We start from the raw sequence: 20,160 nt of genomic DNA, 5'->3' as shown, positions 1-20,160 counted from the left end.
TATAAAGGTCTGAGCGTTTTTTTTCATCCCGCGCGGCATGTCGGAATCTGCTTCAAGGATTGAAGGGAAACGTCATCGCGCCCTTGTCGGACATAAGAGGTAGGATGGCCGCCTGTTTTAGTCACTCTTTCAGGGGAGTCACCCATGAGCGCCGTCAATCGCGCAACGGTGGAAGCCGTCCTTCGCCAGTACACCGACCCTTATTTGAATCAAGACCCGGTCAGCGCCGGGTGCGTGCGCGCCATCGAGATCGATGGGAATCGCGTGACCGTCCAGTTGGAACTGGGTTACGCGGCCGCGTTGTTCAAAAACGGCTGGGCGCAGACGCTGCAGATGGCAATTGAAGGGCTGGACGGCGTCGCATCGGCCAGTGTTCAGGTCGCGTCAGTGATTCACCCGCACAAAGCCCTCGGGCAGATCCCCGGTTTGGCCAACGTGAAGAACATCGTTGCCGTCGCGTCGGGCAAGGGTGGCGTGGGCAAGTCCACGACGGCGGCAAACCTGGCGTTGGCGCTGTCGCGCGAAGGCGCTCGCGTGGGTATTCTCGACGCCGACATCTATGGCCCCAGCCAGGGTGTGATGTTTGGCATTGCCGAGGGCACACGCCCGAAGATCAAGGATCAGAAGTGGTTCGTGCCCATCGAAGCCCATGGCATTGAGGTGATGTCCATGGCGTTTCTGACCGACGACAACACGCCGATGGTCTGGCGAGGACCGATGGTCTCCGGCGCGCTGCTGCAGCTCGTGACCCAGACGGCCTGGAATGATCTCGATTATCTCGTCATCGATATGCCGCCGGGCACTGGCGATATCCAGTTGACCCTCGCCCAGAAAGTCCCGGTCGCGGGCGCAGTCATCGTTACGACCCCGCAGGACCTGGCGCTGCTGGACGCGAAAAAGGGCGTTGAGATGTTCCGCAAGGTCAACATTCCGGTGCTAGGTGTGGTCGAGAACATGGCCGTGCATATCTGCTCAAACTGCGGGCATGCCGAGCATTTGTTTGGCGAAGGCGGCGGGGAGAAGCTGGCGACGCAGTACGGCGTCGAGCTGCTGGCCTCGCTGCCACTGTCCATGCTGATTCGCGAGCAGGCCGATAGCGGCAAGCCGACGGCGGTTGCCGAGCCTGAGAGTCAGATCGCGATGGTTTATCAGGAACTGGCCCGTCATGTGGGTGCGCGCATCGTGCTGCAGGAAGCCGCAGCTGCGGAGTTGCCGAGCATCTCTGAAAGCGACGATTGAGGCGCTGGATCAAAAAAGGCTACAGACGCGATGTGCTGAGAGGGTCGGCACTTCGCGGTGGAGGATCGAAGCTGAAGGGTGTAGAAAAGACGGGCACGGATGCCTTTCTGACAGGCATAAAAAAACCCCGCTTTTGAGGGCGGGGTCTTTTAAGCAAATCAGTACAAGTTAGATAACTTGAACTTCTTCAGCTTGCATGCCTTTCTGGCCGCGGGTAGCGACGAAAGAGACCTGCTGGCCTTCTTTCAGGCTTTTGAAGCCGTCAGATTGGATTGCTTTGAAGTGAACGAACAGGTCGTCACCGGATTGTGGAGTGATGAAGCCGAAGCCTTTTTCATCGTTGAACCACTTAACGGTACCAGTTTGGCGATTAGACATGGTGTATCTCCTTGGACAAAGTTAACTGCGACTCAGGAAGTGCCCTGGCCGAGACTGAGTGCAAAGAGCAGGAAAAATTCTTGGAGATGGTTGGATCGAAATTCAACATCGTGTAGATATTCTCAGTGACACAAGCAACACAGTGGAGCCACCTTACCCCTTTTTTTCGGATGTGCAAAGGGGCTCTTCGCGATTTTTTCTGAGTATGGCGCAACGCCTTTAATGCGCACGGCGCGCAATCTTTGAACCCGGAGCGTTCGCCCGGTAAGATACCGGACATCTTTTTCACCTCGCTATTCAGGACACCGCCATGAGCATCAAATCGGACAAGTGGATTCGCCGCATGGCGCAGGAACACGGCATGATCGAGCCGTTCGTGGAGCGTCAGGTGCGCGGCGAAGGCGCCGATCGGGTGATCTCTTTCGGTGTCTCAAGCTACGGCTATGACGTACGTTGTGCCGACGAATTCAAGGTGTTCACCAACATCAATTCGGCCACCGTCGACCCGAAGAATTTCGATGAAAAAAGTTTTGTCGACATCAAAAGTGACGTCTGCATCATTCCCCCCAACTCGTTTGCACTGGCTCGCACCGTCGAATATTTTCGCATTCCGCGTAACGTCCTGACGATTTGCCTGGGCAAGAGCACCTACGCGCGCTGCGGCATCATCGTCAACGTCACGCCCCTTGAGCCTGAGTGGGAAGGTCACGTGACTCTGGAGTTTTCCAACACCACGACGTTGCCAGCGAAGATTTACGCCAATGAAGGCGTCGCTCAGATGCTGTTCCTGGAATCCGACGAAGAGTGTGAAGTGTCCTACAAGGACCGTGGCGGCAAGTATCAAGGCCAGCGCGGCGTTACCCTCCCACGCACGTAATCGCGACGTTTGTCACCTCGTCAGTGAATTTGTCTCGGATTTCGCACTCTATTGACTGAACTGTTCCCATCCGCACCATGCGGCTGGGGCCAACGCTCAGGAGTGCCCTATGAAGAGACACATCAACACCAGCAGCAATGTAACCGACCCGAGTCCCAATCAGGTTGGGTTGCTGGCTTGGTCGCTGTTAGCGCATCCGCACCTCAATAACATGGTTGCCGCAGGCATTCCCGGCCAGCCAGATCCGGATAGCCCGAACGAAAATCCGCAGCCTGACGAAGGTGGCGTGCCTACATTGCCAGACGAGCCGCCTCCCGCGCCGGTGGCCTGATTCCGCTCCGCCGCTGTTTGTGCAGCGGCGGGACACTTCCTGTTGTAATGCCCGCTCATCCATAAAAGTGCGTGATGCCGTCGTCCGGTTTTTCTTAAACCGCCTCCCACACCGCTCCATCCCCCACCACGTAAACCTTGCTGTTCTCGGCCCGATCGATGTTCATGCCCCCTGTGAACGCGCCGAACGCCGGGAGCAGGCTCACGCGCGGCAACACGTAGAAGCAGGGCAACCGCAACCGCTGGCGTCCGCGTCCGTATAACCGGTAGGCCGGATGCACGTGGCCCGCCAGGACATGAAAGTCAGGGTGCGGGTCAGGTTCATGTTGTAGCGCATAGGGCCCGAGGAACATTGGCTCCTCGACGACGTCGATGCGCAACTCCGGGGGCGGGTCGCCGGCACGTTTGTCGTGGTTCCCCCGAATCAATGTAATGCCCAGGGTGTGATGTTTGTCGCGCCACGCCTGAATGGCGGACAGAGTGCCCGCTGCGTGGGATTCCGGGGCGTGCAGAAAATCCCCCAGAAAAATCAGCCGCTCGCAGTCATAGCTGTCCAGCAAGGCATCCAGGCGCTGGAGGTTGTCGTCTGTGGTGCCATGGGGCACCGGCTGGCCCAGACGCCGATAGGCCGCCGCTTTGCCAAAGTGGGCGTCGGCGATCAGTAGCGCACGCTCGGCGGGGTAATAGATGGCTTTGTCCGCCAGTAACCAAAGCTCCGCACCCGCTAGCTGGATGGAGAGGTACGGCCTCACGTCATGACCTCAGGCCCTGCGGCCTTTTCCAGATCACTGACCATGCGCGTTATGCGGTCGGAGAGTTTCTCGGTGCTCAGGCTTTCGCGCATTCGCTCGACCAGCAGCGGAAAGGCCATGGGGGTGGGGCGTTTGATCACGTGTAAATCCAGGGTCCGTTGGTTGATACGGCTAAGGGTTTGCTCAAGACGGGCAACATCAAGCTCCTGCCGCAGCACTTCTTCTTGAGCCTGGCTCAGCAACAAATTACCCGCGTCGTATTGTTTGAACACTTCGAAGAACAGACCGCTGGAGGCCTGCAGTTGCCGATTGCTCTTCGGAGCGCCGGGATAGCCCGAAAATACCAGCCCGGCGATGCGTGCGATTTCCCGGAACCGGCGCAGTGCCAGTTCACCGGCGTTGAGGCTGGCAATGATATCGGCGAGCAACTCGTCTTCGGAAAACAGCCGGGTCGTGAGGCGCTCGTTCCAGTCGATCGGGGTGGCGCTGAGCAACTCGAAGCCATAGTCGTTTACGGCGATGGAGAACGTCAGCGGCGTGTCGCGGCTCAGTCGCCAGGCCAGCAGGCTCGCCAGCCCCAGGTGCACATGCCGCCCGGCGAAGGGGTACAGAAACAAATGCCAGCCTTCACGGGACTTCAGCACTTCGGCCAACAGCGTGTCCTTGCGCGGCAATGCTGACCATTGCCGTTGCACTTCGAGCAGTGGGCTGACGATGTGCATCTCGGGACTGCTGAAGTCGCCCCGGGCAGCGGCATCGAATTTCTCCACGACGGCGTCTGCCAGTTCGTTGGAAAGGGGCATCCGCCCACCATTCCAGCGTGGCACTGCGGCTTTCTTGCCCGTCGCCTTTTTCACGTACGCGGTCATGTTCTCAACGCGCACCAACTCCAACAGGCGCCCGCTGAACAGAAACCCGTCTCCGGGTTTCAATCGGGCGATGAACCCTTCTTCGACGCTGCCAAGCGACCCGCCACCGCCGCCCTTGCTCCAATACTTCACGTTGATGCTGGCGTCGCTGACGATGGTGCCCACGCTCATGCGGTGGCGGCGAGCCAGCCTCGCATCCGGAACACGCCAGATGCCGTCTTCGTCGGGCTCGACGCGGCGATAGTCCGGGTACGCCGTCAGCGACAGGCCACCGTAGCGCACGAATGCCAGCGCCCACTCCCATTCCTCATCCGTCAGGTCGCGGTACGCCCAAGCGCTGCGGATCTCGGCCAGTAGCGCGTTAGGCGTAAAGCCGCCGCCGAGGGCCATGCTCACCAAGTGCTGTACGAGCACATCCAGCGGCTTGTGGGGCGATTCGCGAGGTTCTATCAAGCGCGCATTGACCGCGTCGCGGGCCGCGGCGGCCTCTACCAGCTCCAGACTGTGGGTGGGCACCAGCGTGATACGTGACGGCCGCCCGGGCGCGTGGCCGGAACGTCCGGCACGTTGCATTAACCGTGCGACGCCCTTCGCCGAGCCGATCTGCAGCACGCGCTCGACCGGCAGGAAATCCACGCCGAGGTCGAGGCTGGAGGTGCAGACCACGGCTTTCAGATGGCCTTCTTTCAGCGCGCGCTCAACCCAGTCGCGAACCTCCCGGGACAGCGAGCCGTGATGAAGGGCGATCAGTCCGGCCCAGTCCGGGCGCGCTTCAAGCAGCGCCTGATACCAGACTTCCGACTGCGCCCGGGTGTTAGTGAACAGCAAGCAACTGGCGCAGCTGTCGACCTCGGCCAGCACCTGCGGAAGCATCCGCAGTCCCATGTGTCCGGCCCAGGGGAAGCGCTCGATGGACGGCGGCAGCAGTGTGTCGACGATCAACTCCTTGACCACTTTGCCGTGGACGGTGGTGCCGTGATCGCCCACCAGCACCTGCTGCGCGTGCGCCTGGTTGCCGAGGGTCGCGGAAAGGCCCCACACCACCAGCGCCGGATTCCACTGGCGCAGCCTCGCCAACGCCAGTTGCAGCTGGATGCCGCGTTTGTTGCCGATCAGCTCGTGCCATTCATCGACGACAACCATCTTCAGTGTCGACATTGTCGCCTGCGCATCGGCGCGGGTCAGGAGCAGGGTCAGGCTTTCTGGCGTGGTGATGAGCGCGGAGGGCAGGCGTCGCCCTTGCCTGGCGCGTTCGCTGCTGCTGGTATCGCCCGTTCGCAGGCCGACGCTCCAGGGGATCTGCAAGTCGTGCAGCGGGGCTTCCAGCGCGCGCGCCGTGTCGGCGGCGAGGGCGCGCATGGGCGTGATCCAAAGCACGCTGAGCGGCGCAGCAACAGGCTTGCGCTTGCGCGGCTTCTGATCAGCGGGCTCGGGCACGGTGCGGGCGAATTGGTTGAGGGCGGCAAACCATACCGAGTACGTCTTGCCCGCACCCGTGCTGGCGTGCAACAGGCCCGACTCGCCGCGAGCCACCGCCGCCCAGACTTCTTTCTGAAACGGGAAGGGTTTCCAGCCACGCTCAGCGAACCAGCGCTTGGCGAAATTGACGGCTTTAGGCATGCGCAGGCTCTGGGAGGGGTTAAGTCAGAGACCGCTGAAAGGATGCAATAGTTTGATGGAATATCCGTTTGGATCGATATCGCCGGCGGCAATGCGCCGGCGCTATCAATACTGACCCGCCGGTTATTTCAGGTTGCCGCTCAAAAACTGCTGCAGGCGCTCGCTTTTCGGGCTGCCCAGCACGTCGTCAGGGTGGCCCATTTCCTCGATCTGGCCCTGATGCAGAAACACCACCTGATTGGCGACTTTGCGCGCGAAGCCCATCTCGTGGGTCACCAGAATCATGGTCCGGCCTTCTTCAGCCAGGCCTTGAATCACCTTCAGCACTTCGCCTACCAGTTCCGGGTCGAGCGCTGAGGTGGGTTCGTCGAACAGCATGATTTCCGGTTCCATTGCCAGCGCCCGGGCGATGGCCACGCGCTGCTGCTGGCCGCCGGAGAGAAACGCAGGGTATTGGTCGGCGACGCGTGAGGGCAGCCCGACCTTGTCCAGGTATTTGCGCGCGCGGGCCTCGGCTTCGACCTTCGACACGCCGAGCACCCGGCGCGGGGCCATGGTGATGTTTTCCAGCACCGTCATGTGGCTCCACAGGTTGAAGTGCTGGAACACCATGGCCAGGCGCGTGCGAATCCGCTGCAGCTCGGCGGGGTCAGCGACGCGCATGCCGCCGGTGTCGCTGACCATGCGCACTTGCTGGCCGTCCAGGCTCATGGCGCCGTCATTGGGTTGCTCGAGAAAATTGATGCAGCGCAGGAACGTGCTCTTGCCCGAGCCGCTGGCGCCGATCAGGCAAATCACGTCGCCGACGCTGGCCTTCAGCGATACCCCTTTGAGCACCTCGTGGTCACCGTAGCTTTTATGCAGGCCATCGATGGTCAGTTTGTACATGAAGGGCAGTCCTCAAGGAGAAAGTAAGTAGCCGCTGCGGTAGGCTTCGTTGCCGGCGACATGGGCGATGACCATGCCGGCGGTCGCCATGCGTCGCAATGAGCGGGCGTACATAAGGCCGGCGTTGGCCGTGCGGATCGGGGTCACTGTGTCGCTGATCGGGTCGATGACCTCAGCGATCAATTGCCCCGCCTCGACGTATTCGCCGGGCAGTGTGCAGAACACCAGCAGACCCCCAACCGGCGTGGCGACAGGTTCGACGCCGGCCAGCGGCGTCGCCGGGTAAATCAGTTCAGGCAGCGCAACCGGCTCGCCGGCAATGGCGCCGTGGTGCATCAGGTAGCTGAGGATCGCCTGACAATCGCGGCTGGCCAGGGCGTGATTGACATCACCCTGACCGCGCAACTCCAGGGTCACGGAAAAGCTGCCCAGCGGGATCGGGAAGCGCTTGGCAAACCGTTGCTGCAGCTGCCACCAGACCAGGGTGAAGCATTCGTCGAAGGACTGCCCACCCGAGTCGGTCGCCAACAGGCTGGCCTGTGCCCCGAGATAACGCGAAAGCGGCTCAACCTGCGGCCAGGCCTCAGGCGTGGTGTACAGGTGCTCGACAGATTCGAAATCACAATGCAGGTCCAGCACCACATCGGCGTCACAGGCCAGGCGTTGCAGCGTCAGGCGCTGGGACTCCAGCTGAGTGCTGCCGACGCAGTCGTTCAGTGCCGTCAGCAAGGTGTTGCGAATCAGCGCGACATTTTGCTCGGGATCATCGGTCAGTCGCGATTCGACCTCATCGCCAACCTGCTGGCCGAGGTCGACGAAGCGGCGATTGAAGTTCTGCCCGCTTTCAAGCTCGTAGCGGCCCAGCGGCATGTCCATCAGGACCTGCTCAAGACCAACGGGGTTGGCCACCGGGACCACCACCACTTCGCCGAGCAACTGCCCGGCGTTTTCGAGCTCGGCCAATCGCTGCTTCAGATACCAGGAAACCAGCATCCCCGGCAGTTCGTCGGCGTGCAGTGACGACTGGATGTAAATCTTGCAGGCGCCGTGTTCCGGGCCGTAGTGAAAACTGTGGATCTGCCGCGCGGTGCCTGGCACCGGGGCCAGCAGATCATGGGTCTGGTGTCGCATGCAGGGTTCCTAGTGAGTCGGGCCGAGGAAGGCCAGCCAGCGGCGTTCCGCCAATCGGAACAGGCCCACCAGAATGAACGTGACGGTAAGGTAGATCAGCGCCGCGATGCCGAACGACTGGAACGTCAGGAAGGTGGCCGAGTTGGCGTCGCGCGCGACCTTGAGGATGTCCGGCACGGTGGCGGTAAAGGCCACGGTGGTCGAGTGCAGCATCAGGATCACTTCGTTGCTGTAATAAGGCAGCGAGCGGCGCAGCGCGGACGGCATGATCACGTAGGTGTACAAACGCCAGCCGGTCAGACCGTAAGCCTTGGCCGCCTCGACTTCGCCGTGGTTCATGCTGCGAATCGCACCGGCGAAAATCTCCGTGGTGTAGGCGCAGGTGTTCAGGGCGAAGGCCAGGATGGTGCAATTCATCGCGTCGCGGAAAAACGCCCCGAGCATGGGCTGCTCGCGCACGGCGGCGATGCTGTAAATCCCGGTGTAGCAAATCAGCAGCTGAATGTAGAGCGGCGTCCCTCGGAACAAGTAGGTATAGAACTGCACCGGCCAGCGCACCAGCGGGTTGCGCGATACGCGGGCGATGGACAAGGGAATCGACACGATGAAACCAATGGCGATGGAGGCGCTGAGCAGCCACATCGTCATGGCCAGGCCGGTGATGTTCTGGCCGTCCGTATAAAGGAAGGCGCGCCAGTACTCTTGGAGCAATTCGATCATCGCTGAGCCTCCCGGCTACCGGCGGCATAACGTCGTTCGGCCCAGCGCAGGGCAAAGTTGGAGACGCTGGTAATGACCAGATAGATCAGTGCGGCGAGCACCAGGAAATAAAACAGCTGATACGTGCTCTTGCCGGCGTCCTGCGCGGCCTTGACCAGGTCAGCCAGGCCGATGATCGACACCAGCGCAGTGGCCTTGAGCACCACTTGCCAGTTGTTGCCGATGCCCGGCAGAGCGAAGCGCATCATCTGCGGGAACACGACCAGACGAAAGCGCTGGGAGCGGCTAAGCCCGTAGGCCGTGGCGGCTTCGACCTGTCCGCGCGGTACGGCAAGAATCGCACCGCGGAAAGTCTCGGTGAAGTACGCCCCATAAATGAAGCCCAATGTGATGACGCCAGCAGAGAACGGATCGATTTCGATGTAATCCCATTCCATCGCTTCGGTCAGCGTGGTCAGCCAGGTTTGCAGGCTGTAGAAAATCAACAGCATTAGTACCAGATCCGGTACGCCACGGATCAGGGTGGTGTAGACCTGAGCCGGAACGCGCAACACGGCGGCTTTTGACAGTTTGGCACTGGCGCCCAGCAGGCCGAGCACAATGGCCAGCAGCAGCGACATTACCGATAATTTGACGGTCATCCAGGTGCCTTGCAGCAGCAGCGGGCCGAAGCCTTTCAGGCTGAACGCTGACAGTCCCAGGTTTTGCAGGAGAGTTTCGAACATGTGCAACCTATACAGTCAATAAAAAACGCCCGTGAACTTCAGCGGGGGATTCTGGCTGAAATTGACGGGCGTCTGTTTGCTTATTTACCGCTGTACAGATTCAGATCGCCAAAGTGCTTCTTCTGGATCTCGGCGTACTTGCCGTCATCGTGCAGTGCTTTGATGCCTTTGTCCAAAAGCGCTTTCAGGTCCTTGTTACCTTTCGAGATACCGACCGCGGTTTTGGCTGGCAGCAGAGGATCGTCGATTGGCTTGCTGACTTCGTAGTCACCGCCTTGTGGCGACTTCAGGAAGCCCAGCTCGGCTTGCAGCATGTCTTGAACCGATGCGTCCAGACGACCCGATACGAGGTCGGCATACACTTGGTCCTGGTTGGCATAGGCCTGGGTTTTCACGCCCGCCTTGTCCAGAACGGCCTTGGCGTAGGCTTCCTGGATGGTGCCTTGCTCGTAACCCACGGTCTTGCCTTTGAGCGACGCGGTGTCAGCGCTCAGGCCGGAGCCTTTTTTGTAGACCAGCGAGGTAGGGCCGGAGAACAGTTCGCTGGAGAAGTCGATGACTTTTTCTCGGGCCGGGGTCACGGTCATGGAAGAAATCACGCCGTCGAACTTGTTGGCTTTCAAGCCAGGAATCATGCCGTCGAAATCGCTTTCGACCCACTTGCACTTGACCTTCAGTTCAGCACAGATCGCGTTGCCCAGGTCGATATCGAAGCCCACCAGGCTGCCATCGGCGGCTTTGGATTCGAATGGCGCGTAGGAAGGATCGACGCCGAAACGCAGCTCCTTGTACTCCTTGGCCATTGCGTTACCGGCGGCCAGACAGATGGCGAGTGCGGAAAGGGTCAGCCATGCTTTTTTCATCGTTCAGTCCTTAAAACCAAATTGAGCGTTGGGAACACGCGAAGGCTTGCTACCGGCAAAAGCCAGACCGCAAATAGACAGCAATTTCCGAACCAAACAAACGAACGCGCGTTTTAAATGTACGGAGTTGTCGCAATGATGACTCAGCGCCATCTTTTGCCTTTTTTTGGGGTCCCGCAGGCACCGGCAGAGTAGCCGTATCCCGTTGAGAGTGGGCGAAAAAGTTGCAGCGATGGGGTGGCCCGGCCGGCTCAGTGACGTTCGGTGAAGATTCGAAACGCCTGGCGGGGCTTGGTATCGGAATGTTGGCCGTGAGATGCGCCCCATTTCAGCGCATTTGGGATGACCTTGAACCAGGTCCGCGCACCGCGACGGTGCTCAGGACAACAGGTCTTGCAGCGTCGCCAGGCTGTCGGCTTCGGCCACCGGTTTGTCGAGTCGCCAGCGGAGCATTCTGGGGAAGCGAACGGCGATGCCGCTCTTGTGCCGTTTCGACAGGGCGATGCCCTCGAAGCCCAGCTCGAACACCAGGGTCGGGGTAACACTTCGGACCGGCCCGAACTTCTCGACGGTGGTCTTGCGGATGATCGCATCGACTTTGCGCATCTCTTCATCGGTCAGGCCCGAGTAGGCTTTGGCGAAGGGCACCAGTGTCCGTTCACTGGACTCCGGCGGGCCGTCCCAGACCGCGAACGTGTAATCGCTGTACAGACTGGCGCGACGGCCATGGCCGCGCTGGGCGTAGATCAGCACAGCATCAACGCTGAATGGATCGATTTTCCATTTCCACCACACGCCCATGTCCTTGGTGCGGCCCACGCCGTACATGGAATCCCGTGCCTTGAGCATCATCCCTTCCACGCCGAGACTCCGCGAAGCCTCGCGCTGCCGGCCGAGGTCCAGCCAGTCCGTGCCGGTCAACACAGGGGAGGGCATCAGAACCGGGCTGCGGGCATCGGCAATGACCTGTTCCAATTGCGTGCGCCGTTCGTGTTGCGGGCGACTACGCCAGTCGTGGCCTTCCCACTCCAGCAGGTCATAGGCCAGCACGACCACGGGGACGTCTTCCAGAATCTTCTTGCCCAGGGTCTTGCGGCCAATGCGTTGTTGCAGCAGGGCGAAGGGCTGCACCGAGGGGGTGGCTTCGCCAGGCGTACCGGGCGCAGGCGTTTCCAGGGCAAAGTCGCTGTCTTCCGGGCCTGGCGCAGGCGCGGCTTTCCAGACCACGATTTCGCCATCGATCACGGTGCCGTCGGGCAAACACTGGGTCAGGCTGTGCAGTTCCGGGAAGCGGTCCGTGACCAGCTCTTCACCGCGGGACCAGATCCACAAGCGACCTTCGCGCTTGACCACTTGCGCGCGGATGCCGTCCCATTTCCATTCCACCTGCCAATTCTCGGCGGCCCCCAGCAGGCCCTCGAATTGATCGACGGGTTGCTGCAAGGAGTGGGCGAGAAAAAACGGGTACGGCCGGCCGCCGCGTTGAGCGTGTTCGTCTGCCGATTCTTCGACGATCAGCTTCAAATAGCCCTCGGCGCTGGGGCGATGAGAAAGATCGGTGTAGCCCACGAGCCGTTGGGCCACGCGCTTGCTGTCGATATCGCCCAGCGCGGCGAGGGCGCGGGTGACCAGCAGCTTGGAGACGCCGACCCTGAAGCTGCCGGTGATGAGTTTCAGACAGACCATCAGGCTTTGCGGGTCCAGTTGCGACCAGAACGTGGGTAATCGCTCAAGCAGTTCTTCCGGCGGCAAGCCACGCAGGGGCAGCAGGTGGTTTTCCATCCAGCTGGCCAGGCCTTCTTCCGAGCTGTGTCTGGCTGGGGGGAGCAGCAGTGACAAGGTCTCTGCCAGATCACCCACAGCCTGATAACTCTCCTCGAATAACCATTCCGGCAATCCAGACAGCAGGAGCGCCTGCTCACGTAACATGCGCGTCGGCACCAGTTGCCTTGGCCGTCCGCCCGCCAGGAAATACACGGCCCAGGCTGCGTCTTCGGGCGCTGCCTTGCTGAAATAAGCCTGCATGGCCGCCAGTTTCGCGTTGCTGGAGGTGGTGGCATCGAGGTCGGAATACAGTTCGGCGAAGGCCTTCATGGGGCGGCCTCTTCTGTGGGCTCGGTCTTGGCGGCTGCGTCGTCTTCTTCGTCGCCGTATTCGGTGGAGAAGCCTTGGGCGTCGAGCCCGGATTCACGCAGGTAGCGCACCAGCACGGCCACCGAGCCGTGGGTGACCATGACCCTTTCGGCGCCGGTGTTTTCAATGGCCCAGAGCAGGCCCGGCCAGTCGGCGTGGTCGGAGAGGGCGAAACCGCGGTCGACGCCGCGCCGACGTCGGGTGCCGCGCAGCATCATCCAGCCACTGGCGAAGGCGTCACTGAATTCACCGAAACGGCGCATCCAGGTACTTCCGCCGGCCGAGGGCGGCGCGACGATCAGGGCGCTGCGCAACGCGGGATCGGTTTTCTTGAAGTCGCCGGCGTATTGGGTTTCCGGGATGCGCACGCCGGCTTCACGGTAGACGCGGTTCAGCGGTTCGACGGCGCCATGGACGAGGATCGGACCGATGCTGGAATCGATGCCGTGAAGGATGCGTTGGGCTTTGCCGAATGAGTAGGCGAACAGGACGCTGGCTTTACCCGCGGCGGCATTGGCGCGCCACCATTCGTTGATGCCGGCGAAAATTTCCGACTGGGGCTGCCAGCGGTAGATCGGCAGGCCAAAGGTGGATTCGGTGATGAAGGTGTGGCAGCGCACGGGTTCGAAGGGTTCGCAGGTGCCGTCGGGTTCGACTTTGTAGTCGCCGGAGGCGACCCAGATTTCGCCCTGGTATTCGAGGCGGACCTGGGCGGAGCCGAGGACGTGGCCGGCTGGGTGGAGGCTGAGTTTGACGCCGTGGTGGGTGATGCTTTCGCCGTAGGCAAGGGTTTGAAGGTTGATGTCCTGGCCGAGTCGGGAGCGCAAGATGCCTTCGCCTGGCGCGGCGGCGAGGTAATGCTGGTTGCCGGTGCGGGCGTGGTCGCCGTGGGCGTGGGTGATGACGGAGCGTTCGACCGGGCGCCACGGATCGATGTAGAAATCACCGGGCGGGCAGTAAAGGCCTTCGGGGCGAGCAATGACGAGATCCATGGTTTGACCGGTTTGGGGACTTGTCAGGTAGAGCGGTGGCGGGTCGCAGAAGTTCGGTCGAGGTGCTTCGTATCGCTGCGTGTTTATCCAGAATCTCGGTTGGATCCGGATGTAGATCCAGATCAAGAGCGTCGGCCTAACGGCCTCGGGTTTCGCCTTCGGCGAGTTACTTGGAAAGGCACCCCAAGTAACCAAGGGTGCTTGCTCCTGGTTTGGCCCCTCCTGCGTCGGGGTTCCTTCACTCCGATCTCGCTCCGTGGGCCCGCGCCGAACGGACATCCATGTCCTGACGGCGCTCTCGCCGCCTCCATGCGGCTCGGCCCGCTGCGCGAGACCTGCGTTCAGCCTGCACCCAAGTCGCGATTGGCGGTGACTGGGCTATCTGTGTCTGAAGATCAAAAGCGGATCAAAAGCTTCCCGGCTAAAGCCGGTCCTACGGGGCGCCGCCGGTCTTATTGATGCGCGCATTGCTTTTTGTGGGACCGGCTTTAGCCGGCAAGGGACGGGTACATCCGGTCCAACTGGCTGCACGCGCTGCTGTTTTTAGTGGGACCGGCTTTAGCCGGGAAGGGGCCGGTTTGGGCACCCTCTCTTTATGCGGTTCAACACGGGATCGTTCCCACGCTGTGCGCTAGAGCGTTCCCACGCTCTGCGTGGGAACGCATTGTTTGACGCTCCGCGTCATCCTGGAACACGCCGCGATTTACTTGCCGGGCGTCAGGGTCAGGCGTTGTTTGCCGTAGGCTTTTTCGAAGTTCTCGGGTTGCATCGGCACTGACATGTACAGGCCTTTCATCCAAGGGTCGATGCCGTTGGCGTTGTAGGGGCTGGCGGGGTTGCCGGATTGGCCGGCGGCGTTTTGCGCCATCATCGGTTCTTGCTGGGCGAAGTCGACGATGATGCGCATGGCCGGGACGACGGCTGCGTTGAAGTCTTGGCCCCAGTGGAAACCCGAAGCGTTAAGCGTGGTGTGGTCGCCGCCGGTGGCGATCGGGCCTTTGATTACGCTTGCTTTGCTTCCGCCCAGCGCGGCGGTCAGTTGGGCGCTTTGGGAGGTCCAGACGATCTGGTGCAGTTTGCCCCACTGCCAGGCTTTGTGATCGGCGCCCAACTGGCTCTCGCCCACAGTAATCGCGGCAGCGAGGCTGCGAGCCAGAATGGCGGGTTTGTCTTCTTTCTGCGGCGTTTTCACGTCGTCCCAGTACGGACTGTCTTCACGGCCCAGCAGGTGGTCGGCCTGTGGCGAGTAAGACAAGTCCGCACTCTGCACAAGAGCCTTCCAGGCTGGGCTGGTTTCCGGGCCAAGTTCATCGAGGAAGGTCTGACGCGCGCTTTCTTGCAAAAACAGCTCGTAAACGGCCGCATCCGCAGAAACAGGCGAAAGCCGTCCGTCGAACGCCATCAGGCGGCCCAGCGCTTCGCGGGCTTTGTCGCGGTCTGGCGCTGGCAATGCGTCGATGGCTTGTTTAAGCGGCGCAGACATGCCGGGCGCGGCGAACATTTTCTTGAGTTTGGCGGCAAACGTCGTGGTCTGGTCGTACTGCATACCGACGGTGCTGCGCGTGTCCTGCTTGCTGGCGTTGGCCAGTTCAGCGATGCGCTCGGCGCGCTCCGGGTAATCCCACGAATTGGACAATTGCATGCCATAGCCTTTCGGCACGGTGCGCTGGTTGGCTGTGGCGATCCAGCCTTGTTGCGAGTCCTGATCGTAGGGATGCAGCATGGCGTCGGCGTAACCGTCCCAGTCAAACCGGCCATCCCAGCCCGGCGACGGGATCAGGCCGAGCCCGTCGCGCCGATTCGGGTATTTGCCGGTCACTTGCCAACCGGTGTTGGACGCATCGGCGAACACCATGTTCAGGGTAATGGCGCGGATTTCCCGGGTGGTGTCGAACGCGCGCTGGACGTTTGCCGCACGGGTCAGGTCGAAGAGGGCGTCGAGGGTTTTGTCGTCCTTGGCGTCTGGCGTCTGCAGTGCAATGCCCAAACCGCTGGCCAGTTGAGCAGCGCTTGCGTTGAGCAGCGGGCCATGACGGGTTTCGTACGCGGGCTCGCGCACCGGGCTCTGGCCTTTGATGAAGTAAGTTTCCTCATGCGCACCCGCCGCCACCCACTTGCCGTCGGCTATGACCATCAGGCGGTTGTTTTCGCGCTTGAGCTTCTCCAGAAAAAGGTCCTGGTTATCGCCCATCGCCGGGCCCATTCCCCAGGCCAGTTTGCCGTTGAAGCCCGACAACACCAGCGGCAGGCCCGCTACAGTCGCGCCTGCGGCCTGGTATTTCGGCGAGCGGATCTGCACGAAATTCCACATCGACGGCAGGGTCGGCGCCAATTGACTGTCGGTGGCCAACAGGCTCTTGCCAGCACGCGCGCGCTGGGGCGAGATCACCCAGTTGTTCGAGGCTGAAACGCCCAGCAGGTTGAGGTCGGACAGCTGCTGCGCCGCTTTGTCCAGATCGCTCAGGCCCGGCAGTTGGCTGCCCAGGTTCAGGCCTTTGAGCTTGTCGGCTTCAGCGAACGGCAGTGCTTCGTCGGGGTACGTCGGCAGCAGCCAGGCCAGCTTGTCGGGGCCGACTTTCTGCGCGAGGACCAGCGATGAAAGCTCTTCCTGCAGGTTCACCGACAGGCTGAAGTTGAGCAGGCTGAAGATCAGCGCAGAGTCTTCCGGCTTCCAGTATTCAGGCTTGTAACCCGAATCCGCGAGGTCAGACGGCAGCTTGTCGCGATAGCGGAACAGGTAAGCGTTGACGCCGCGGGCGTAGACCTCGAAGAAGCGCTTGAGGCGCGGCGAAGAGGCGTTGTACAGCTGGCCGGCGGTTTGTTTGAGATTGGCGGCGCGCATCATGCGGTCGAGATCGAGGGCGCCCGGCCCTGCGATTTCCGACAGTCGGCCTTGGGCGAGCAGGCGCATCTGCATCATTTGCGTGATGCGATCACTGGCGTGGACATACCCGAGGGTGAACAGCGCGTCATGGAACGTGCTGCTTTCGATCAGCGGCATTCCCAGATTATTGCGGCGAATCGAAACGTTTTGCGCCAGCCCTTTAATGGCGAACACCCCGCTGGCGGGCGGCAGGCTGTCGCGGTCTTCACCGCCCAGCTGACAACCGGCCAGGCTCAGGAACCCGATCATGGCAGCGGCCGCGCTCATGCGCGTTTTCAAGGTTGAAAGGGCTGGCGAGGCCATGATGAAGCTCCTGCGGGGGTGGACGTAGAAAAGGCGCTACGTTAGAGAGCAGGCGGGCGCCACGCAAGCCGGAGAAGGGAGTTTATTTTCGGGCGTTTCGGTGCGCAGCGGAGGTTGTTCCGGCATGCCATCCAGACTGAGGCAGCTTTGTGCGCTCAAACGCCTATCGCACACATAAAAACGGCCTGAAGATTCAGGCCGTGGAACAGGGTACGGCGATCAAGCACCGTGGCATTTCTTGAATTTTTTCTCGCTGCCGCAAGGGCAGGGGTCATTGCGGCCGACGTCCTTGAGCGTGTTGCGCACCGGCTCTTGAGGCGCGTGGTTGCAATGGGGGCCATGCACGTGGCCGTGGTCATGATGATGGTCGTGAGCGTGAGCATGATCGTGATCGTGGTCGCAATCGGGACCGTGTACGTGGGCTTGCTGGTTCATGGGGTCACTCCGGAATCAAATCGCCGGGGATTATGTCGCCATTGCGCCCGATGCGCACGCTGTGTCCGAATAAAAATCCGGTCTTGAGCTTGCCTTCCAGACGGTAATGGACCGGTTGATTGGGCTTGCCGAGGACCTTGGAGATGTCTTTGAGGTGTTCCCACAGGTTGGTGCGGATGGGCACAGAGAAGTTTTTGTGGCTGTTGGCTTTGACGATGAACCAGTCACTGTAGACGCCTTCGCTGAGCAACATGTCGTTGAGCAGGATCTTGTAGCGCAGGCCGCGGACCAGCAGACTCGAATCATTGGGGTTGTCCACCCTGAAGCGCAGCTTGAAGTCCTGGCGCAACAACTTGGCCTTGACCACTTCAACCTTGAGCAATTTGACGTCGGGGTCTTCGAAACCGCCCGTGATCCAGGTCGAGCAGCCGGACAGCGCCAGCAACGCGCAGAGGCCTGCGATTCTGAGGACGTGTGCTGCATACATCATGGGTCGCTCCCTTATGTCCGGTCTGATATGCCCGGTCTGACGGCCACTGCACGTGACTCGCCGTTCTCCACAGCCTGCGCCATACTCGCGCCATGTGTCGAAGGAGTATTGACCATGAAGCTCTATGAAATCGTATTTTCCGGCCAACTGGTCCCGGGCGCACAGCCGGATCGGGTGGAGGCGAACATGGCCAAGCTGTTCCAGGCGGACGCTCAGCGCATCGCGTTGTTGTTCTCCGGTCGTCGCTTGGTCCTGAAAAACAACCTGGATGAGGCCGCGGCCGAAAAGTACCGCGCGACCCTTGAACGTGCGGGGGCGATGGCGCAAGTCGTGCCAATGGCCCCGGTGGTGGAAGCGCCGGGTCTGGTGGAAGTGGAAGAGGTGGAACTGGCGCCTCCGCCGGACCAGCCGACCTGGACGCGCAAGCCCTCAAGCCCGACGGGGCCGAGCACTGACACCACACCGATGCGCAAAGCCAGCGTCAAGCCACGCGATGTCTACATGGCAGCATTCGTCGACGTCGAGGCGCCTGATTTCACGCTGTCTGAACCGGGGCAGGACGTGCAAGACCCGAAAACGCCGCCGCGTGCGCCCCAGCTGGACCTGTCCGGTTTGAGCCTGGCCCCGGCGGGCGCCGATCTGGGTCAGGACAGGCCGGTCGAGCACGTGCTGGTGCCGGACGTTTCCCACATCAGGCTGGCATGAGGGCTGCCCGTGATTGAATGATTGGTGATGTCTTGCGGTGTGGAGATCAGCTCAGATACGCCGAACAGCACTTCTTGAACTTCTGTTGGCTGCCGCACGGACAGGCGTCATTACGACCGGCCTTGAGCGACACCGTAGGGTCTATGAAATACCAGCGGCCCTGATGCTGCACGAATGCCGAGCGCTCGCGGTGGCGGTGCTCGCCGTCGGCATCGTGCCAGCGCGCGGTGAATGTCACGAACGCATGTTCAGGCTGGCTGCCGATCAACTCGGCGCCCTCGACCTCAAGGCCCAGCCAGGTGCTCCGGGCGCTCCACTGGCTTATCGCATCACGATCCAGCCCGGCCTTTTGCGCCGGCAATGTGGTGTCGAGCAAGTAATCGACGAGGCCCAGCACATACGCGCTATAGCGCGAACGCATCAGCGCTTCGGCGCACGGCGCGGGGTGACCGGCGTGGTAACGGCCGCAGCAGGTTTCGAGGAGATTGCCGTTGCCGCAAGGGCATGTCGCGCTGCTCATGATGCGATTCTCACCACCAGTACTTGCCGTAGTTTTCCGGGTTGGCCCAGAACTTCGCGTTCAGCCAGTCCGGCACCTGTTTGTATTCGCGCAGATCGTAAGTGAACAGGGTGAGGACCTGTTCCTCACGGGAAAACCATTCACTGGCTTGCAGGGCCAGCGAGTAGAAGTCTGTCGGCTGCCAGCCGCAGGCATCAAGATCCGCCAGCACGGCGATCCGGCTGGCATTAAGGTTGCGGATGCCGCCCAACAGCTCTAGCCCGGCACGTTTGGGGATGTGCTCCAGGCAGTCGACCACCAGCGCCAGGTCGAAGCGCTGCCCGGCCAGATCCGGGGGTAGAAGCCCGGGACCCGCCTGAGCCAGTTCGGTCTGCGGATGCGCTTCGCAAAACGCCTGCAACGCCGGAAAACCCTCGGCGCCAATCAGCAGCAGACGCTTCGGCGCATAGCGGTCGAGGAGGGCGGCCAAGGCCTGTTGCGGCGTGCGGCTGGAAAAGCGGTCAGTCATTGGAGATCCTCAGTCAGGCGGGCAAGGTTAGCGCGCCAATCGACAGCGGCCTAGTGCTTGAACTTTTCGATTTCGGGATATGACAAAGCGTACGGAGTGAAGGCAAAAGGCTATTCCCCAAGGAAGAGTCCCAGTTGTGCGGCGAAATCCCGTAAAACCCCTGTCATCTGGGTGGCGAACGGCTCCACACGCGTCTTTACTGCACTTCAGTCGGTTTTAGCCGATACCAAAGGAGAAGAACTGTATGAGCATGATTCGGACAGCGTTACCTCTGATTTTGGTTACCAGTGTATTGACGGGTTGTGCGGGCTTGCAAAAGACCGATTGGCCTCTGTGTGCGGCAGGTGGCGCGCTGAGCGGCGCGGCGATCGGCGCCTTCCAGAGTGCGTCGGTGGCGGCAGGCTTCGGCGGCGCAGTGGGTGTGATGGCCGGCGCGTATTGCTGGGTCCACGGTGATGGCGATGACGACGGTGACGGCGTCCTCAACAGCAAGGACAAGTGCCCGGACACGCCGAAAGGCACTCCGGTCGATGCCACCGGTTGCCCGATCGTGACCCCGGCCCCTGAACCCATGGCCGCCCCGGTAGTGCTGCCGAAAGAAGAAACCATCACGATCCGTGATGTGCACTTCGAGTTCAACAAAGCCACGCTGACACCCGGTGACAAACAGCAACTGGACATGGTCGCGACCAAGCTCAAAACCGAAGCCTCGAACGTGCAACTCCACGTCAGCGGCCACACCGACAGCGTGGGCAGCGATGCCTACAACCAGAAACTGTCGCAAAGACGTGCGCAGTC

Annotated in this window: 20 protein-coding genes; 5 read left to right on the top strand and 15 right to left on the bottom strand. The window is 61.2% G+C overall.

The window, feature by feature from the left end:
- Positions 1–144: 144 nt before the first annotated feature.
- A complete protein-coding gene (gene apbC / locus VF672_RS09795; protein WP_331104145.1) occupies positions 145–1,239 on the top strand; it encodes an iron-sulfur cluster carrier protein ApbC in 1,095 nt (364 codons plus the stop codon).
- A 168-nt stretch (positions 1,240–1,407) separates the two neighbouring features.
- Here the strand turns inward: apbC and VF672_RS09790 are convergent, their stop codons facing one another.
- The gene (locus VF672_RS09790; protein WP_014336857.1) at positions 1,408–1,617 is read right to left on the bottom strand and encodes a cold-shock protein; all 210 of its coding nucleotides are present in this window, start codon (positions 1,615–1,617) and stop codon (positions 1,408–1,410) included.
- Positions 1,618–1,927: 310 nt separating this feature from the next.
- On the opposite strand from VF672_RS09790, the gene dcd reads away from it, so the two are divergent.
- Together dcd and VF672_RS09780 are read left to right on the top strand one after the other, a co-directional pair.
- A complete protein-coding gene (gene dcd, locus VF672_RS09785) occupies positions 1,928–2,494 on the top strand; it encodes a dCTP deaminase (protein WP_002554836.1) in 567 nt (188 codons plus the stop codon).
- Positions 2,495–2,603: 109 nt separating this feature from the next.
- Entirely contained in the window at positions 2,604–2,825 is a 222-nt protein-coding gene (locus VF672_RS09780; protein WP_331104129.1) for a hypothetical protein, read from the top strand.
- A 94-nt stretch (positions 2,826–2,919) separates the two neighbouring features.
- On the opposite strand, the gene pdeM is transcribed toward VF672_RS09780, so the two are convergent.
- The 12 genes from pdeM to VF672_RS09720 all read right to left on the bottom strand — a co-directional run bounded on the left by pdeM (position 2,920) and on the right by VF672_RS09720 (position 17,629).
- Positions 2,920–3,576, bottom strand: coding sequence for a ligase-associated DNA damage response endonuclease PdeM (gene pdeM / locus VF672_RS09775; RefSeq protein ID WP_331104127.1), 657 nt, complete (start codon positions 3,574–3,576; stop codon positions 2,920–2,922).
- Complete coding sequence (locus tag VF672_RS09770) at positions 3,573–6,065, bottom strand: ligase-associated DNA damage response DEXH box helicase (protein WP_331104125.1); 2,493 nt, start codon at positions 6,063–6,065, stop codon at positions 3,573–3,575. The genes pdeM and VF672_RS09770 overlap by 4 nt, the downstream gene beginning before the upstream one ends.
- 123 nt (positions 6,066–6,188) lie before the next feature.
- Positions 6,189–6,953 (bottom strand): ABC transporter ATP-binding protein, encoded by a 765-nt coding sequence (locus VF672_RS09765; protein WP_331104123.1) that lies wholly within the window; start codon positions 6,951–6,953, stop codon positions 6,189–6,191.
- 12 nt (positions 6,954–6,965) lie between these two features.
- Positions 6,966–8,084 (bottom strand): succinylglutamate desuccinylase/aspartoacylase family protein, encoded by a 1,119-nt coding sequence (locus VF672_RS09760; protein WP_331104120.1) that lies wholly within the window; start codon positions 8,082–8,084, stop codon positions 6,966–6,968.
- Between the two features lie 9 nt (positions 8,085–8,093).
- Positions 8,094–8,804 carry an ABC transporter permease gene (locus VF672_RS09755; RefSeq protein ID WP_065992577.1) on the bottom strand — a complete coding sequence of 237 codons (711 nt, stop codon included), beginning with the start codon at positions 8,802–8,804 and terminating at the stop codon, positions 8,094–8,096.
- A complete protein-coding gene (locus VF672_RS09750) occupies positions 8,801–9,529 on the bottom strand; it encodes an ABC transporter permease (protein ID WP_331104117.1) in 729 nt (242 codons plus the stop codon). Before VF672_RS09750 ends, VF672_RS09755 begins: the two co-directional genes overlap by 4 nt.
- Positions 9,530–9,609: 80 nt before the next feature.
- A complete protein-coding gene (locus VF672_RS09745; RefSeq protein ID WP_065992580.1) occupies positions 9,610–10,392 on the bottom strand; it encodes a transporter substrate-binding domain-containing protein in 783 nt (260 codons plus the stop codon).
- Between the two features lie 378 nt (positions 10,393–10,770).
- Complete coding sequence (locus VF672_RS09740; protein ID WP_331104113.1) at positions 10,771–12,486, bottom strand: ATP-dependent DNA ligase; 1,716 nt, start codon at positions 12,484–12,486, stop codon at positions 10,771–10,773.
- Positions 12,483–13,517, bottom strand: a complete 1,035-nt coding sequence (locus tag VF672_RS09735) for a ligase-associated DNA damage response exonuclease (RefSeq protein ID WP_331104111.1) — start codon at positions 13,515–13,517, stop codon at positions 12,483–12,485. The genes VF672_RS09740 and VF672_RS09735 overlap by 4 nt, the downstream gene beginning before the upstream one ends.
- A 703-nt stretch (positions 13,518–14,220) precedes the next feature.
- Positions 14,221–16,704 carry a penicillin acylase family protein gene (locus VF672_RS09730; protein ID WP_331104109.1) on the bottom strand — a complete coding sequence of 828 codons (2,484 nt, stop codon included), beginning with the start codon at positions 16,702–16,704 and terminating at the stop codon, positions 14,221–14,223.
- Between the two features lie 219 nt (positions 16,705–16,923).
- Positions 16,924–17,139, bottom strand: coding sequence for an SEC-C metal-binding domain-containing protein (locus VF672_RS09725; protein ID WP_331104107.1), 216 nt, complete (start codon positions 17,137–17,139; stop codon positions 16,924–16,926).
- Positions 17,140–17,143: 4 nt separating this feature from the next.
- Positions 17,144–17,629, bottom strand: coding sequence for an LEA type 2 family protein (locus tag VF672_RS09720; protein WP_331104105.1), 486 nt, complete (start codon positions 17,627–17,629; stop codon positions 17,144–17,146).
- Between the two features lie 114 nt (positions 17,630–17,743).
- Here VF672_RS09720 and VF672_RS09715 point away from each other — a divergent pair, with 114 nt between their 5' ends.
- A complete protein-coding gene (locus tag VF672_RS09715) occupies positions 17,744–18,334 on the top strand; it encodes a hypothetical protein (protein ID WP_331104103.1) in 591 nt (196 codons plus the stop codon).
- 46 nt (positions 18,335–18,380) lie between these two features.
- On the opposite strand, the gene VF672_RS09710 is transcribed toward VF672_RS09715, so the two are convergent.
- Positions 18,381–18,854: a YchJ family protein gene (locus VF672_RS09710; RefSeq protein WP_331104101.1), complete on the bottom strand. Its 474-nt coding sequence runs from the start codon at positions 18,852–18,854 to the stop codon at positions 18,381–18,383.
- 10 nt (positions 18,855–18,864) lie between these two features.
- On the bottom strand, positions 18,865–19,362 hold the full coding sequence (locus tag VF672_RS09705; RefSeq protein WP_331104099.1) for a DUF6231 family protein: 498 nt from the start codon (positions 19,360–19,362) through the stop codon (positions 18,865–18,867).
- Positions 19,363–19,606: 244 nt separating this feature from the next.
- Here VF672_RS09705 and VF672_RS09700 point away from each other — a divergent pair.
- A partial coding sequence (locus tag VF672_RS09700; protein WP_331104097.1) for an OmpA family protein occupies positions 19,607–20,160 on the top strand: 554 nt, incomplete at its 3' end.

The sequence above is a fragment of the Pseudomonas sp. genome (assembly GCF_036387035.1).
Taxonomy (GTDB): domain Bacteria; phylum Pseudomonadota; class Gammaproteobacteria; order Pseudomonadales; family Pseudomonadaceae; genus Aquipseudomonas.
The sequence above is the reverse complement of the archived record's forward strand: the minus strand, read 5'-3'. Positions and strand labels throughout refer to the sequence as shown.